This is a genomic window from Agrobacterium sp. fls2-241-TYG-188a (assembly GCF_030209845.1).
The window spans coordinates 110,315-124,970 of record NZ_JARVRD010000009.1; the positions used below are offsets into that span (position 1 = coordinate 110,315).

At 58.5% G+C, this 14,656-nt stretch carries 15 protein-coding genes; all 15 read left to right on the forward strand.

What is annotated here, in order from left to right:
• Nucleotide 1 precedes the first annotated feature (1 nt).
• The 15 genes from murJ to metK all read left to right on the forward strand — a co-directional run bounded on the left by murJ (nucleotide 2) and on the right by metK (nucleotide 14,600).
• The gene (murJ, locus tag QRN85_RS22320) at nucleotides 2–1,603 is read left to right on the forward strand and encodes a murein biosynthesis integral membrane protein MurJ (protein ID WP_284760151.1); all 1,602 of its coding nucleotides are present in this window, start codon (nucleotides 2–4) and stop codon (nucleotides 1,601–1,603) included.
• 93 nt (nucleotides 1,604–1,696) lie between these two features.
• Nucleotides 1,697–2,761, forward strand: a complete 1,065-nt coding sequence (trpS, locus tag QRN85_RS22325) for a tryptophan--tRNA ligase (RefSeq protein ID WP_284760152.1) — start codon at nucleotides 1,697–1,699, stop codon at nucleotides 2,759–2,761.
• 109 nt (nucleotides 2,762–2,870) lie between these two features.
• On the forward strand, nucleotides 2,871–3,362 hold the full coding sequence (locus QRN85_RS22330; protein WP_062587392.1) for a universal stress protein: 492 nt from the start codon (nucleotides 2,871–2,873) through the stop codon (nucleotides 3,360–3,362).
• A 140-nt stretch (nucleotides 3,363–3,502) separates the two neighbouring features.
• A complete protein-coding gene (locus QRN85_RS22335; protein ID WP_062587706.1) occupies nucleotides 3,503–4,066 on the forward strand; it encodes a NifU family protein in 564 nt (187 codons plus the stop codon).
• Nucleotides 4,067–4,080: 14 nt separating this feature from the next.
• Nucleotides 4,081–4,749 (forward strand): tRNA (adenosine(37)-N6)-threonylcarbamoyltransferase complex dimerization subunit type 1 TsaB, encoded by a 669-nt coding sequence (tsaB, locus tag QRN85_RS22340; RefSeq protein WP_284760153.1) that lies wholly within the window; start codon nucleotides 4,081–4,083, stop codon nucleotides 4,747–4,749.
• Nucleotides 4,750–4,790: 41 nt separating this feature from the next.
• The gene (locus QRN85_RS22345; protein ID WP_062587394.1) at nucleotides 4,791–5,285 is read left to right on the forward strand and encodes a GNAT family N-acetyltransferase; all 495 of its coding nucleotides are present in this window, start codon (nucleotides 4,791–4,793) and stop codon (nucleotides 5,283–5,285) included.
• Between the two features lie 62 nt (nucleotides 5,286–5,347).
• Entirely contained in the window at nucleotides 5,348–5,776 is a 429-nt protein-coding gene (locus tag QRN85_RS22350; RefSeq protein ID WP_062587395.1) for a Fur family transcriptional regulator, read from the forward strand.
• Between the two features lie 29 nt (nucleotides 5,777–5,805).
• Nucleotides 5,806–6,606 carry a lyso-ornithine lipid O-acyltransferase gene (gene olsA / locus QRN85_RS22355; protein ID WP_284760154.1) on the forward strand — a complete coding sequence of 267 codons (801 nt, stop codon included), beginning with the start codon at nucleotides 5,806–5,808 and terminating at the stop codon, nucleotides 6,604–6,606.
• Between the two features lie 50 nt (nucleotides 6,607–6,656).
• Nucleotides 6,657–8,057 (forward strand): tRNA (N6-isopentenyl adenosine(37)-C2)-methylthiotransferase MiaB, encoded by a 1,401-nt coding sequence (gene miaB / locus QRN85_RS22360; protein WP_284760155.1) that lies wholly within the window; start codon nucleotides 6,657–6,659, stop codon nucleotides 8,055–8,057.
• Nucleotides 8,058–8,097: 40 nt separating this feature from the next.
• Nucleotides 8,098–9,153, forward strand: coding sequence for a PhoH family protein (locus QRN85_RS22365; protein ID WP_062587398.1), 1,056 nt, complete (start codon nucleotides 8,098–8,100; stop codon nucleotides 9,151–9,153).
• Between the two features lie 7 nt (nucleotides 9,154–9,160).
• Entirely contained in the window at nucleotides 9,161–9,667 is a 507-nt protein-coding gene (ybeY, locus tag QRN85_RS22370) for an rRNA maturation RNase YbeY (protein ID WP_112963289.1), read from the forward strand.
• A gap of 17 nt (nucleotides 9,668–9,684) precedes the next feature.
• Nucleotides 9,685–10,821, forward strand: a complete 1,137-nt coding sequence (locus QRN85_RS22375; RefSeq protein ID WP_284760157.1) for a hemolysin family protein — start codon at nucleotides 9,685–9,687, stop codon at nucleotides 10,819–10,821.
• Nucleotides 10,822–11,006: 185 nt separating this feature from the next.
• A complete protein-coding gene (gene lnt, locus QRN85_RS22380; RefSeq protein WP_284760158.1) occupies nucleotides 11,007–12,596 on the forward strand; it encodes an apolipoprotein N-acyltransferase in 1,590 nt (529 codons plus the stop codon).
• Nucleotides 12,597–12,741: 145 nt separating this feature from the next.
• Nucleotides 12,742–13,161 carry a helix-turn-helix domain-containing protein gene (locus QRN85_RS22385; RefSeq protein WP_062587407.1) on the forward strand — a complete coding sequence of 140 codons (420 nt, stop codon included), beginning with the start codon at nucleotides 12,742–12,744 and terminating at the stop codon, nucleotides 13,159–13,161.
• Between the two features lie 173 nt (nucleotides 13,162–13,334).
• The gene (gene metK, locus QRN85_RS22390) at nucleotides 13,335–14,600 is read left to right on the forward strand and encodes a methionine adenosyltransferase (protein ID WP_062587409.1); all 1,266 of its coding nucleotides are present in this window, start codon (nucleotides 13,335–13,337) and stop codon (nucleotides 14,598–14,600) included.
• The last annotated feature ends 56 nt before the right edge of the window (nucleotides 14,601–14,656 follow it).

Below are 14,656 nucleotides of genomic sequence, written 5' to 3' on the forward strand. Positions count from 1 at the left end.
AATGGGCCTCATCGCCAAATTTGCAACAGTCGGCACCGCCACACTCGGTAGCCGTCTCTTCGGTTTCGTCCGCGAAATGCTCATGGCGGCGGCTGTGGGCACCGGGCCGGTGGCGGATGCCTTCAACGCCGCATTCCGTTTTCCCAACACGTTTCGTCGGCTGTTTGCCGAGGGCGCATTCAACTCCGCCTTCGTGCCGCTGTTTGCCAAGGAAATCGAAGCCAACGGCATGGACGGCGCCAGACGCTTTTCGGAAGAAGTATTCGGCGTTCTCTTTACCGTCCTGATGGCGCTCACGATCATCATGGAGCTTTCGATGCCGCTCATCGTGCGAACGGTGATCGCGCCCGGCTTCGTCAATGATGCCGTCAAATTCGACAACACGGTCCAGCTGGCAACCATCATGTTTCCCTATCTGGCCTGCATGTCGCTGGCCGCCATGATGGGCGGCATGTTGAACTCGCTGCACCGTTATTTCGCCGCAGCAATCGCCCCGGTCTTTCTCAACATCATCCTCATCGGCGTGCTGGGCGCGGCCTGGTGGAAGAATTTCGATCCCTTGCAGGTGGGCTATGCGCTGTCCTGGGGTGTCATGGCCGCAGGCTTCGTACAGCTGGCCATCGTCTGGATTGCCGTGCGCCATGCCGGCATCAAGATCGGCTTTCGCCGTCCAAAAATGACGCCAAACGTCAAGCGCCTGCTGATCCTCGCCTTGCCCGCCGCGATCACGGGCGGCATTACCCAGATCAATCTGCTGATCAACACCAATATCGCGTCCGGTGGCGATGGCGTCATCTCGTCGCTGGCCTATGCGGACCGCATCTACCAGCTGCCGCTCGGCGTCGTCGGCATCGCCGTGGCGACGGTGCTCTTGCCGGAGCTTGCACGGGCGCTTAGGGGCGGTCATCAGGTCGAAGCGGCAAACCTGCAGAACCGCTCGGTCGAATTCGTGATGTTTCTGACGCTGCCAGCCGCTGCCGCCCTGCTCGTTATGGCAGAGCCCATCGTGCGGTTTCTCTATGAGCGCGGAAACTTCTCGCCATCGGCAACGGTAACGGTCGCACAGATCCTTGGCGTCTATGGTCTGGGCCTGCCCGCCTTCGTGCTCATCAAGGCCTTCATTCCCGGCTTCTTCGCACGCGAAGACACGCGCACGCCGATGATATTTGCCGCCATTTCCGTGGTCGTGAACATCTCTCTGGCGCTGACATTGTTCCCGCTCTATGGCGGCATCGGCATCGCGACGGCAGAAATCACGGCTGGATGGGTCAATGCGGCGCTGCTGTTCGGTATGCTGATGTGGCGCGGACACTGGCAGCTGGATATTCCACTCCTGACCCGTATTCCGCGATTGATCATCTGCGCGGCGGCAATGGCGGCTGTCATCTACTATGCGCTTGGCCATCTGCAATATGAACTGTCGTCATCTGCTTCCGTCATCATGCGGGTCGGTACGCTTGCTGGCCTCGTTCTGGCGTCGATGATCCTCTATTTCGGCCTGGCCTTCCTTTCGGGCGGTGCCAATCTGGCCATGATCAAGCGGGGATTGAAGCGCCGCAAGGCGAAGCAGGAAACTCAGACGCAGACCACCGATGACGCTTGATTGCGGGCTGTTGTGGGTGCATAAGCGCGGCCAATTTGAAACCCAATCTGAAACATGGGGCGAGGCCCTCCACCAGCCTTTTCGAGGATGAACATGAACGCATTCAAGCCGCTGGTTTTTTCGGGTGTCCAGCCCACGGGAAACCTCCATCTCGGTAACTATCTCGGGGCTATCCGCAAGTTCGTGGCGCTGCAGGAAGACAATGACTGCATCTATTGCGTCGTCGACATGCACGCGATTACCGCCCAGCTCGTCCATAGCGACCTCAAGGCACAGACACGCTCGATTGCAGCCGCCTTCATCGCGGCGGGCATCGATCCGGTCAAGCACATCGTCTTCAACCAGTCGGCTGTTCCGCAACATGCCGAACTGGCATGGGTATTCAACTGCGTTGCGCGCATCGGCTGGATGGAGCGCATGACCCAGTTCAAGGACAAGTCGGGCAAGAACACCGAGCAGGTTTCGCTTGGTCTGCTCGCTTACCCAAGCCTGATGGCCGCAGACATTCTGGTTTACCGCGCCACGCATGTTCCCGTTGGCGACGACCAGAAACAGCATCTTGAGCTTGCGCGCGATATCGCCCAGAAATTCAACATCGATTTCGGCAATCATATCCGCACCACAGGCCTCGGCGTCGATATCAAGGTGGGCGATGAGCCCGTACACGCCTATTTCCCGATGGTGGAGCCGCTGATCGGCGGACCTGCACCGCGCGTGATGTCCCTCAAGGACGGCACGAAGAAGATGTCGAAGTCGGACCCATCCGATCTGTCGCGCATCAATCTGATGGACGATGTCGATACGATCTCCAGAAAGATCAAGAAGGCAAAGACAGACCCGGATGCGCTGCCAAGCGAAGTCGATGGCCTGAAGGGCCGCGCGGAAGCGGAAAATCTCGTCGGCATCTATGCCGCGCTCTCCGACAAGACCAAGGCGGACGTGCTCTCGGAATTCGGTGGCCAGCAATTTTCGGCCTTCAAGCCCGCGCTGGTGGATCTGGCGGTTACGGTGCTTGCGCCCATCAACGCAGAAATGCGCCGCCTGCTGGACGATGTCAGCCATATCGACGCAATCCTCAAGGATGGTGGCGAGCGGGCGGGCAGCATTGCCGAAAAAACCATGAACGAGGTCAGGGACATCATCGGCTTCCTGCGCTGATCACCTGTGAATGCGGGCGAGAGAGCATTTTTGAATCGCGGAAATTGATATAAGGTCCGCCCGAACCGTCGGGCGGCTTTTGCCGTAACGGCGAAAACAGGAGTACGCCATGGTATCGAAACGCCTTTCGCGCCTTGAAGGACACCGACGCAAGTTTCTGGCGGTGATAGACGGCACACCCGAATGCGAAAGGGCGGTTCATTATGCCGGACGCCGCGCCAAGAATTCGAACGGTGCCCTGATCCTTCTCTATGTCATTCCCGAAGGCGATTTTCAGCAGTGGCTCGGTGTCGAGCAGATCATGCGCGCGGAAGCCCGCGAAGAGGCCGAGGCATCGCTGGCCAAGGTTGCCCAGCGCATCCGTGAAACTGTGGGCATAGAGCCGGAAGCGGTCATCCGCGAAGGCAATGCCGCAGAGCAGATCCATGGTCTGATCGAAGAGGACCGTGATATCGCAATTCTGGTGCTTGCGGCGGGATCGACCAAGGATGGCCCCGGACCGCTGGTTTCCTCGATTGCCGGACGCGGCGCGGCCTTCCCCATTCCTGTCACGGTTCTGCCCGATACATTGACCGACGAGGAAATCGACGCATTGTGTTGAGGCAAGGACCTTCCAGCCCGCTGGCACGGATTTCTTGAATGGCGCAGTCATGTAAGGGCTTGAAGTCAGGCTCCGTCCGACGTATTTTGGAAGTATTCTAAATTCCGGGATGTCCAATGACGGTCCCGAAGGAGATTGAAATGTTCATTCAGACGGAAACCACGCCAAACCCGGCCACGCTCAAGTTTCTCCCGGGCAAGGTTGTTCTGGAAAGCGGAACGGCGGAGTTCCTGAATGCCTCGCAGGCGCAGGCGTCACCGCTGGCGGCTGTCCTGTTCGAGATACCGGGTGTGACGGGCGTCTATTACGGCTTTGATTTCATCACCGTCACCAAGGATGGTGCGGAGTGGCAGCACCTCAAGCCCGCCATTCTCGGCTCGATCATGGAGCATTTCATGTCCGGGCGTCCCTTGATGGGCACAGCCGTGGCCGCCGAGATTTCCGATGAAGAAGAAGAATTCTTCGAAGCGGGCGACGAAACCATCGTTGCAACGATCAAGGAACTGCTCGAAACGCGCGTTCGCCCTGCCGTTGCGCAGGACGGTGGCGACATCACCTTCCGCGGTTTCCGCGATGGCACGGTCTTCCTCAACATGAAGGGCGCCTGCTCCGGTTGCCCGTCATCGACGGCAACCCTGAAGCACGGCGTACAGAACCTGCTGCGTCACTTCGTGCCTGAGGTCCAGGAGGTCGAGGCCGTCTGACGGGCTCATCCTTCATGATCATTCTTGCCATCGATACATCCGGTGTGGATTGCTCGGCCTGTCTCTATGACAGCGAGAAGGGCGTCGCACTGGGTCAGGTTACGCAAAATATCGGCAAAGGGCATGCGGAACTGCTGATGGGCATCATCGACGATGCCCTGTCGCAGTCGTCGCTTGCGCTTGGCGATGTCGGACGGATCGCGGTCACCATCGGTCCCGGTTCCTTTACCGGAATTCGCGTCGGTGTCGCAGCCGCGCGCGGCTTTGCGCTGTCGCTCGGCGTCGAGGCCGTCGGTGTAACGACGCTGGAGACTCTGGCAGAGCAGCACCTGCGGGATAATCCCGGCCAGGCAGTCGCGGTTGCGCTGGATGCGAAGCGGCAGGAGAGCTATGTGCAGCTTTTCGCAGCTAGCGGAACGCCCTCCACCGACGCAGCGCTCGTGTCACTCGACGAGGCGCGGTCGATGCTGGTCAATTTCGATGGAACAATCATCGGGTCTGCGGCCCCTCTTCTGGCGGGTGGCGATGCAGGGTCCGGTCCGGATCGGTTTCCCATCGATATCGTCGCCCGTATCGGTGCGCAAAAGCCGCGTGGTATGCCCAAGCCTGCGCCACTGTATCTGCGTGGACCGGATGCCAAGATACAGTCAGGATTTGCACTGGAACGCAGGCCGGTTGCCTGATACGGGGCCATTCATGCTTTGAATGCGGATGATTCCCTGCGATGTTTGACGATTACCTCAGCTGGAAGCCCTATTTTGAGATCGTTCCCATGGTGCACGCCGATTGCGCCGATGTGTCGGAACTGCACGGCCAACGTTTCTCGCATAAATGGGGTGACGGAGAGTTTTCCGGGCTCCTGAGCCAGCCAAGTGTCTTTGGCGTGGTTGCGCGACAGACCAACGCCTTTTTCAGCAAGCCTTTGGGCGGCTTTGTTCTGGCCCGGGAAGCGGGAGGGGAGGCCGAGATTCTGACAATCGCGGTCGGCGAAAAATTTGCCGGGTCCGGGCTGGGCTGGCGGCTGATGCTGGCGGCCATGCGCGAGGCGGATATGCGCGGCGCCGAAACCATGTTTCTGGAGGTCGATGGTGCGAATGCCTCGGCCATACGGCTCTACCGGAAGCTTGGTTTTGAAACGGTTGCGGAGCGGCAGGCCTATTACACCGACAAGAATGGTACGAAGTCGACGGCGCTTGTCATGCGGCGTGATCTTCGTTAGTTCCTGTAGGAATGCAACGCGCCGCGGCGCCTCGAAACGGAAGCATCTGAAAGCCTGACGACGTGATTGACCTTTCAAAAACCCTGGAAGAACTATGTGCCGAGCGCGGAATGCGGATGACCGATCAGCGTCGTGTGATCGCCCGCGTGCTCCAGGAATCTGCCGATCATCCCGATGTCGAGGAGCTTTACCGCCGGTCGTCCGCCGTTGATCCGCGCATCTCGATCTCGACCGTCTACAGGACCGTCAAGCTGTTCGAAGATGCCGGGATCATCGAGAGACACGATTTCCGCGATGGCCGGTCGCGCTACGAGACGATGCCGGAAGAGCACCATGATCACCTGATCGATCTCAAGCACGGCGTGGTGATCGAGTTTCACTCCCCGGAAATCGAGGCGTTGCAGGAAAAGATTGCCCGTGAGCACGGCTTCAAGCTGGTGGACCACAGGCTTGAACTCTACGGTGTTCCCCTCAAATCGGAAGACCACTGAGTGCAAGGTGCCACGGAGCGAATGAAGCGATGACGTGGCTGCGAATCTTCTATCTGGTTGTCATTTTGGCTTTGGTCACGCTGGTGCTGCTGCCGGCGCAGTTGATCTGTCTTGCTCTCGATTTACCCCTGAGACGCCGCTTGCCGAGACTGTGGCACCGGGTTGCGTGCCACGCGCTCGGCATCAAGGTGCATGTCCACGGCTCGGTCGAGGCGGCAAAGCCGCTGCTTCTGGTGGTCAATCACGTGTCCTGGAAGGATATCATGATCCTGGGCAGCGTCGTGGATGTGGCTTTCATCGCTAAGAACGAAGTTCGCAACTGGCCCGTATTCGGCCTTCTGGCCCGTTTGCAGAAAACCGTCTTCGTTGCCCGTGAGGACAAGCGCAAGGCCGGGGCGCAGGTCAATGAGATTGCGCAACGCCTGGCAGGTGGGGAAATCATCGTTCTGTTTCCCGAAGGCACGACGTCTGACGGCAACCGCCTTCTGCCCGTCAAATCATCGCTGTTCGGCGCTGCATCGAGTGCTGCCGACCAGGTGCCCGGACAGATGGTCAATGTCCAGCCGGTCGCCATCGCCTATACCGGCATTCAGGGCATGGCCATGGGGCGCTATCACCGCAGCGTTGCGGCATGGCCCGGCACCATCGAGCTTCTTCCCTCGCTGATGGGCTTGATGCGGGCCGGTAACATCGATGTCGACCTGTGTTTCGGCGAAACGATTCCCTTCCATCGCGGCGACAATCGCAAGGCATTGAGCATGAGCGCGACGACGGCCATACGCGACATGTTGAATTTCGCTTTGCGCGGCGGGTGGCGAAAGTCTCGCTGACAACGCATTTTTCTGTTTAATATGGCTCTCAAAATCATTAGATAGCGGCCATGACCCAGGAAACGATCGGCCTTGAGGCCCCAATTTCTCTTCGCGAAGGCGCAAACAGCCGCAAGGTCTTCATCAAGACCTATGGCTGTCAGATGAATGTCTACGACTCCGTGCGCATGAGCGATGCTCTGGCAAAGGATGGTTACGTCCAGACCGAAGACATGGGCGAGGCGGATCTGGTTCTTCTCAACACCTGTCACATCCGGGAAAAGGCCGCCGAAAAAGTCTATTCCGCGCTGGGCCGCCTGCGTGACATGAAGAAATCCCGTGAAGAGCAGGGACGTGAGTTCATGATCGGCGTGGCCGGTTGCGTGGCGCAGGCCGAAGGCGAGGAAATCCTGCGCCGTGCACCGGCCGTGGATGTCGTGATCGGACCGCAGACCTATCACCGTTTGCCCGAAGCCTTGAAGCGCGTGCGCGGCGGCGAGCGCGTGATCGAAACCGAATATGCCGTTGAAGACAAGTTCGACCATTTGCCGGTTGCCGAAAAGTCAAAGCTGCGCGCGCGTGGCGTGACCGCATTTCTGACGGTGCAGGAAGGTTGCGACAAGTTCTGCACCTTCTGCGTGGTGCCTTATACACGCGGTTCGGAAGTTTCCCGACCCGTCCACCAGATTGTCGATGAAGCCAAGAAACTGGCCGATGCCGGTGTGCGCGAGATCACGCTGCTGGGCCAGAATGTCAACGCCTGGCGCGGAACCGGCGCCAATGGCGAGCAGTGGGGCCTTGCCGATCTGCTCTACCGGCTGGCCGAAATCCCCGGTCTTGCCCGCCTGCGATACACGACCAGCCATCCGCGCGATATGGATGATCGCCTGATCGGCGCCCATCGTGATCTGCGCAATCTCATGCCCTATCTTCATCTGCCGGTGCAGTCGGGCTCGGATCGCATTCTCAAAGCCATGAACCGTCGCCATACGGGCGATGAATATATTAGGCTTATCGAAAAGATTCGTGCCGTCCGCCCTGATATTGCCATGTCCGGGGACTTTATTGTCGGTTTCCCCGGTGAGACGGATCAGGATTTCGAAGATACGCTCGCAATTGTGGAAAAGGTTAATTATGCGCAGGCCTTTTCGTTCAAATATTCGACACGCCCCGGCACGCCCGGTGCAGATTTGACCGATCAGGTTCCAGAAGACGTCAAGGCCGAAAGGCTGGAGCGACTACAGGCTTTGTTGTTGAAACAACAGCATGATTTTGCCGCATCGCTGGTCGGCAGGACCATGGATATTCTGCTCGAAAAGCCAGGTAGAATGCCGGGACAGCTGATTGGAAGATCTCCTTGGCTTCAATCTGTGAATGTTAATGCAAAAGACATGAAAATCGGCGACATTATTCATGTACGAATCACCGCAACGGGTCCAAACAGCTTGTTTGCCGAGGTGGCATCGAGCTAGAGTGAGGAACCCACACTGATTAGGACGGGAGCCTGACCGCTTGAACGCACACGAATTGGTATCACCCTCATCGCGCCAGCCACGCCCAGCCGCGACCGACGCCAATCACTTCGTCCTCACGTTCGAGAATAACAGGATAGCGGGAGAGCTATTCGGTCAGTTCGATCAAAACCTGAAATTGCTGGAACAGCGACTGAACATCGATGCGCGCCCGCGCGGCAACTCCGTTGCTATCACCGGTGAGCTGGTCGCGACCAACCAGGCACGCAGGGCGCTGGATTTCCTCTATCAACGCCTGCTCAAGGGCGGAAGCGTCGAGGAGTCCGATGTCGAAGGCGCCATCCGCATGGCGGTTGCTGCCGACGACCAGCTGACGCTGCCGACCATGGAGCGCAAGGCGAAGATTTCCATGGCCCAGATTTCCACCCGAAAGAAGACGATTGCGGCGCGCACGCCGACGCAGGACGTCTATATGCGGGCGCTGGAGCAATCGGAACTCGTCTTCGGTGTCGGCCCTGCCGGTACGGGCAAGACCTATCTGGCCGTGGCGCACGCCGCACAGCTTCTGGAACGCGGTGTGGTCGATCGCATCATCCTGTCGCGCCCGGCTGTGGAAGCGGGCGAGCGTCTGGGCTTCCTGCCCGGCGACATGAAGGAAAAGGTCGATCCCTATCTGCGCCCGCTCTATGACGCGCTCTACGACATGATGCCGGGTGACAAGGTGGAGCGTGCCATTCAGGCGGGCGTCATCGAAATCGCGCCACTGGCCTTCATGCGTGGCCGCACGCTCGCCAATGCCGCCGTCATTCTCGATGAGGCCCAGAACACCACGACGATGCAGATGAAGATGTTTCTGACACGTCTGGGTGAAAACGGCCGCATGATCGTGACGGGTGACCCGAGCCAGGTGGACTTGCCACGCGGCATGAAATCGGGCCTCGTTGAGGCGCTGCAAATCCTTCCCGATGTCGAGGGCGTGTCCATCGTCCGCTTCAAGGATGTGGATGTGGTTCGTCATCCCATGGTCGCTCGCATCGTTCGTGCCTATGAAGCGCAGACGGCAGTGCCGGATGAAAGCCTGCCAAGAGGCATGTGACAGACGAATGACCGCATTGGATATTCAGGTCAGCGTTGAAGCCGACCGCTGGCCTTCAGAAGATGAATTGCTGGCATTCAGCAGCCGGGTCCTTGATCCGGCTGTCGAGTTTCTGAAAACGGAAGAGAAGCAGCCCTTTCCAAAGGTGCCGACCGAGCTGTCGCTGGTCTTCACCAATGATGAAGCCATCAGGGAAATCAACGCCGAATGGCGCGACAAGGACAAGCCGACCAATGTCCTTTCCTTCCCGGCCTATCCAATCGAGCCCGGCGACATGCCGGGCCCCATGCTGGGCGACATCGTGATCGCGCGTGAAACGGTGGAGCGTGAAGCACTTGATCTGGAGAAGAGTTTCGAGGATCATTTGACGCATCTTCTGGTGCATGGCTTTCTGCACCTCATCGGTTACGACCACATCGAAACCGATGAAGCAGAAGAAATGGAAGGGCTTGAGACTCGCATTTTGGCCAAGCTTGGTCTATCTGATCCCTATGCGGGACAGGAACCGCTTTGATTTGACAGTTTGGGACAATGAACGAACATTCTGCAAGACCGCCCGCAGAGGGCAAGGACACAGGGGAACAATCCTCATCGGAGGAGGGCAGTAGTCCCTTACGTCAGGATTATCAGGCCAAGCCGCGGGCAAGCCTCTGGTCGCGCATAGCGCGGCTGTTGAAGCCCTCTCAGGGCGAGCGTCTCAGAGAAGACATTACCGACGCCCTGATGACCGACACCGAGATCGGTGCCGCGTTCACGCCCGAAGAGCGGGCAATGCTCAACAACATACTGCGTTTCCGGGAAGTCCGGGTCGAAGACATCATGATCCCGCGCGTCGATATTGACGGGCTCGATCAGGACATGACCATTGGCGAGGCGATGATCCTGTTTGAAGAAACGGGACGTTCGCGTATGCCCGTCTATGATGAGACGCTCGACAATCCCAAGGGCATGATCCACATCCGCGATCTTCTGTCCTTTATCGGCAGGCAGGCCAGAAACAAGCGCCGTGCCGGCTCGAGAGTGTCTCCGGGTGGCGAAGCCAAGGCAGCGAAATCGCCGCGGGCGAATTTTGATCTGGCACGGGTCGATCTGGAAAAGACGCTGGCAGAAGCGGGCATCATCCGCAAAATCCTGTTTGCGCCGCCGTCCATGCTTGCCTCAACGCTTCTGAAAACGATGCAGGCGCAACGCACCCAGCTGGCGCTCGTCATTGATGAGTATGGTGGCACCGACGGTCTGGTCAGCCACGAAGATATCGTTGAAATGGTGGTTGGCGACATCGACGACGAGCATGACAAGGATGAGACGATGTTCTCGCGCCTGTCTGCGGATGTGTTGATTGCCGATGCGCGCGCCGAGTTGACCGAACTTGCAGAAGCAATCGGACCGGATTTCGACGTGCGGGAGCATATCGAGGAACTCGATACCCTTGGCGGACTGATTTTCTTTGCTCTTGGCCGTATTCCCGTCAAGGGAGAGGTCGTCAGGGCTGTGTCCGGCTTCGAATTTCATATTCTCGATGCCGATTCCAGACGCATCAAGGGTGTTCGCATCGTGCGCAACCAGTCGTCTTCCGGTGAGGACGATCAGGCTCCGGCCGATGCCGCCAGCACGGTGATGATGACGCTTGCCGCCCCGGAAAACAGAACCGACAACGCTTCGGTCTAGGGCTGGGAGCCCTGGCCCAAAGCTGCGGAATAATGTCCGCAGCTTTGAGCTCGCGGAGGTGAGGTCTGCCGGGGGCGCTGCTCGATGCGGTGGACGTTCCCTTCATTTTAAAGTAAGTCCGATCAAAGAGACAGTGTCGCCTGCTATGTCACGTGTCGGACGGTGCCTTGTAAGGTGGAGACTGCATGGAGCGGCTGGCTGGCAAAATCATGTTGAGCAATGGTTTTGGCCGCGTAGCGATTGCCGTGCTTGCCGGTGCAATCGGAGCGCTTGCGCTGCCGCCTGTCGGTTTCTTCGCCGCGATGTTCGTCTCCTTCACGCTGCTGGTCTGGTTGATCGATGGCACCACCGGTGGCCCGAACGGCGGAGGCTGGTCTCGCGGCTGGAGAACCTTCCTTATCGGCTGGCTGTTCGGTCTGGGTTATTTCGTTGCCGGTCTGTGGTGGCTGGGCAATGCCCTGCTTCTGGAGGCGGATGAATTCGCCTGGGCCCTGCCGCTCGCCATGCTGGGTCTTCCCGCCTGCCTTGCCATTTTTTACGGGCTTGCGACCATGCTTGCCAATCTCCTCTGGTCGGATGGCTGGGGCAGAATTGCAGCCCTGTCTGCGTCTTTCGGCCTGATCGAGTGGCTGCGAAGCTTCGTCCTGTCCGGCTTTCCCTGGAATGCGGTCGGTTACGGCCTGATGCCGGTTCCCCTGATGATGCAGACGTCCAATCTCGTCGGCATTTTCGGCATGTCCGTCATAGCGGTCTTCCTGTTTTCCAGCCCCGCCCTGATCGGGACGAAAAAGGGCCTCATCCCCGGGCTTGCTCTGGCTGCCCTGATGCTGGCGTTTCACCTCGGCTACGGGGCCTATTGCCTGTCGCTGCCGCCCTCCGATGCCGCTGTCGCCACGACGGTCCGGATTGTCCAGCCCAGCATCGACCAGTCGAGGAAGATGCTGAACGAGGATCGGCTGGAGATTTTCCGGGAACATCTGCGTCTATCCGCACTGCCGCCGCAGCCGGGCCAGAAACGGCCCGATCTGATCGTCTGGCCGGAAACCTCCGTGCCCTTCATTCTGAGCCAGAACCCGGATGCCCTGCAAGACATCGCCAATACGCTTGAGGACGGACAGATCCTGCTCACCGGCGCTGTTCGCATGGAAAATGCCGGTGCCGGCCAGGCGCCGCGCTACTATAATTCCGTCTACGCCATCGATAGTCAGGGCCAGATCATCGGCGCGACCGACAAGGTTCATCTTGTCCCCTTCGGCGAATATGTCCCCTTCGAAGACTTGCTGCGGCACTGGGGGATCAACAATCTCGTCAGCCTGCCGGGTGGATTTTCCGCTGCGGCAAGCCGGGAAGCGATCACCCTTCCTTCGGGCCAGTCGCTGACGTCCTTCATCTGCTACGAGATCATTTTCCCCGGCGAAGTCCCTGCCGACATCGGAAACTCGGCTGCGATTGTCAACGTGACCAATGACGGATGGTTCGGCGATACGCCCGGCCCATATCAGCATTTCCAGCAGGCGAGGCTGAGGGCAGTCGAGACCGGGATGCCTGTGATTCGCGCGGCCAATACGGGTATTTCGGCGGTCATAGACCCTGTGGGGCGAATTGTCGCAGGGTTGGACTACGGTCAAGTCGGAATAATCGATTCCACCCTGGGTGGCCACGCCGCTGGCGTTGTTACCGCAGATATGCGACAGATACACTTTTGGTTGTTGTTTTTGGTATTGCTCGTTGTATCGTTGTTTTCGCGAATGGGTTTGATGAAACGGAAGAATTGACCAAAAACCCCTAAAATTGCATAGTGAACTTGTCAGGTTGCACAACGCTCATGATATATTCTGTTGCGCAACAATCTAACAGTTCAGGATCTGCACAGGCGTGTAGTCGACAACCCGAAGAAATTGAATGTCAGGATCCCCGTAAATGACAGAAAACAAGAAGAAGCCGAACCCGATTGACATTCACGTCGGGAGCCGTATCCGCCTCCGACGCACGATGTTGGGTATGAGCCAGGAAAAGCTGGGTGAAAGCCTGGGAATCACATTCCAGCAAATCCAGAAGTACGAAAAAGGCACAAACCGGGTCGGCGCGAGCCGTCTGCAGAACATTTCCGGAATTCTGAACGTTCCCGTCTCCTTCTTCTTCGAAGACGCACCTGGCGATCAGGCCGTGGGCGCCTCTGGAATGGCAGAAGCAAGCAGCTCGAACTACGTGGTTGATTTCCTGTCATCCTCCGAAGGGCTTCAGTTGAACCGCGCCTTCGTCAAGATCAGCGACCCAAAGGTTCGTCGCCGTATCGTCGACCTCGTCAAGGCGCTGGCCGCCGAAGGCGACGCCGAGTAAGCCTCGGTTTAACGCATTGTGAACCTTGATAACGGCCCTTCGGGGCCGTTTTTTATTGCGTAAGGATGGGTTAGGAATTCTCATATAAAGATATATTTATGTCGTTGTGTCCTTGTTTTTTGCGAGCAAAATGACTAACAAACCGGTAGACACTTCTTTGAGGGGAATCCCGAATGCGCGCCAATTACCTGTTCACCAGCGAGTCTGTAGCTGAAGGTCACCCTGACAAGGTTTGTGACCGCATTTCCGACGAAATCGTCGATCTCATCTATCGTGAAGCCGCCAAGACTGGCGTTGATCCGTGGACCGTGCGCATCGCATGTGAAACGCTTGCGACAACCAACCGTGTCGTCATTGCCGGTGAAGTGCGCGTGCCCGATACGCTGTTGAAGAAGGACAAGGAAGGCAACGTCCTCAAGGACGCCGCTGGCCACCCCATGATCAACCCCGCCAAGTTCAAGGCCGCCGCCCGCAAGGCGATCAGGGATATCGGCTACGAGCAGGACGGCTTCCATTGGAAGACGGCCAAGATCGACGTGCTGTTGCACCCGCAGTCTGCCGACATTGCGCAGGGCGTGGACAATGCGTCGGACAAGCAGGGCGACGAAGGCGCTGGCGACCAGGGCATCATGTTCGGTTATGCCTGCAAGGAAACGCCTGACCTGATGCCGGCTCCGATCTATTATTCCCACCGTATTCTTCAGCTTCTCGCCACAGCCCGCAAGAGCGGCGAAGGCGAAGCGGCAAAGCTCGGACCCGATGCAAAGAGCCAGGTGACCGTGCGTTACGTCGATGGCAAGGCTTCAGAAGCCGTGTCCATCGTGCTTTCCACGCAGCATCTGGACCCAAGCTGGGACTCCAAGAAGGTGCGTTCGGTTGTTGAACCCTACATCCGCGAGGCGCTGGGCGACCTCAAGATCGCCAATGATTGCCAGTGGTACATCAACCCGACCGGCAAGTTCGTGATCGGTGGTCCCGATGGCGATGCGGGCCTGACGGGCCGCAAGATCATCGTCGACACCTATGGTGGCGCAGCCCCGCATGGCGGCGGTGCATTCTCCGGCAAGGACACGACGAAGGTCGACCGTTCCGCAGCCTATGCAGCCCGCTACATCGCCAAGAACGTCGTGGCCGCTGGCCTGGCAGAACGCTGCACGATCCAGCTGTCCTACGCTATCGGCGTTGCGCAGCCACTGTCGGTCTATGTCGATCTGCACCAGACCGGAAAGCTGAGCGAAGACGAAGTCGAAGCCGCGATCCGCAAGGTCATGGACCTGTCTCCGTCCGGCATCCGCCGTCACCTCGACCTCAACAAGCCGATCTATGCCAAGACATCCTCCTACGGCCATTTCGGTCGCAAGGCCGGTCGCGACGGTTCCTTCTCCTGGGAGAAGCTGGATCTGGTCAAGCCGCTCAAGGATGCTTTGAAGGCTGCCTGAGCATCTGGCCGATAGCCCGATTGGTATTCGCTCGGTCCATGCCGGGATGAAAATTG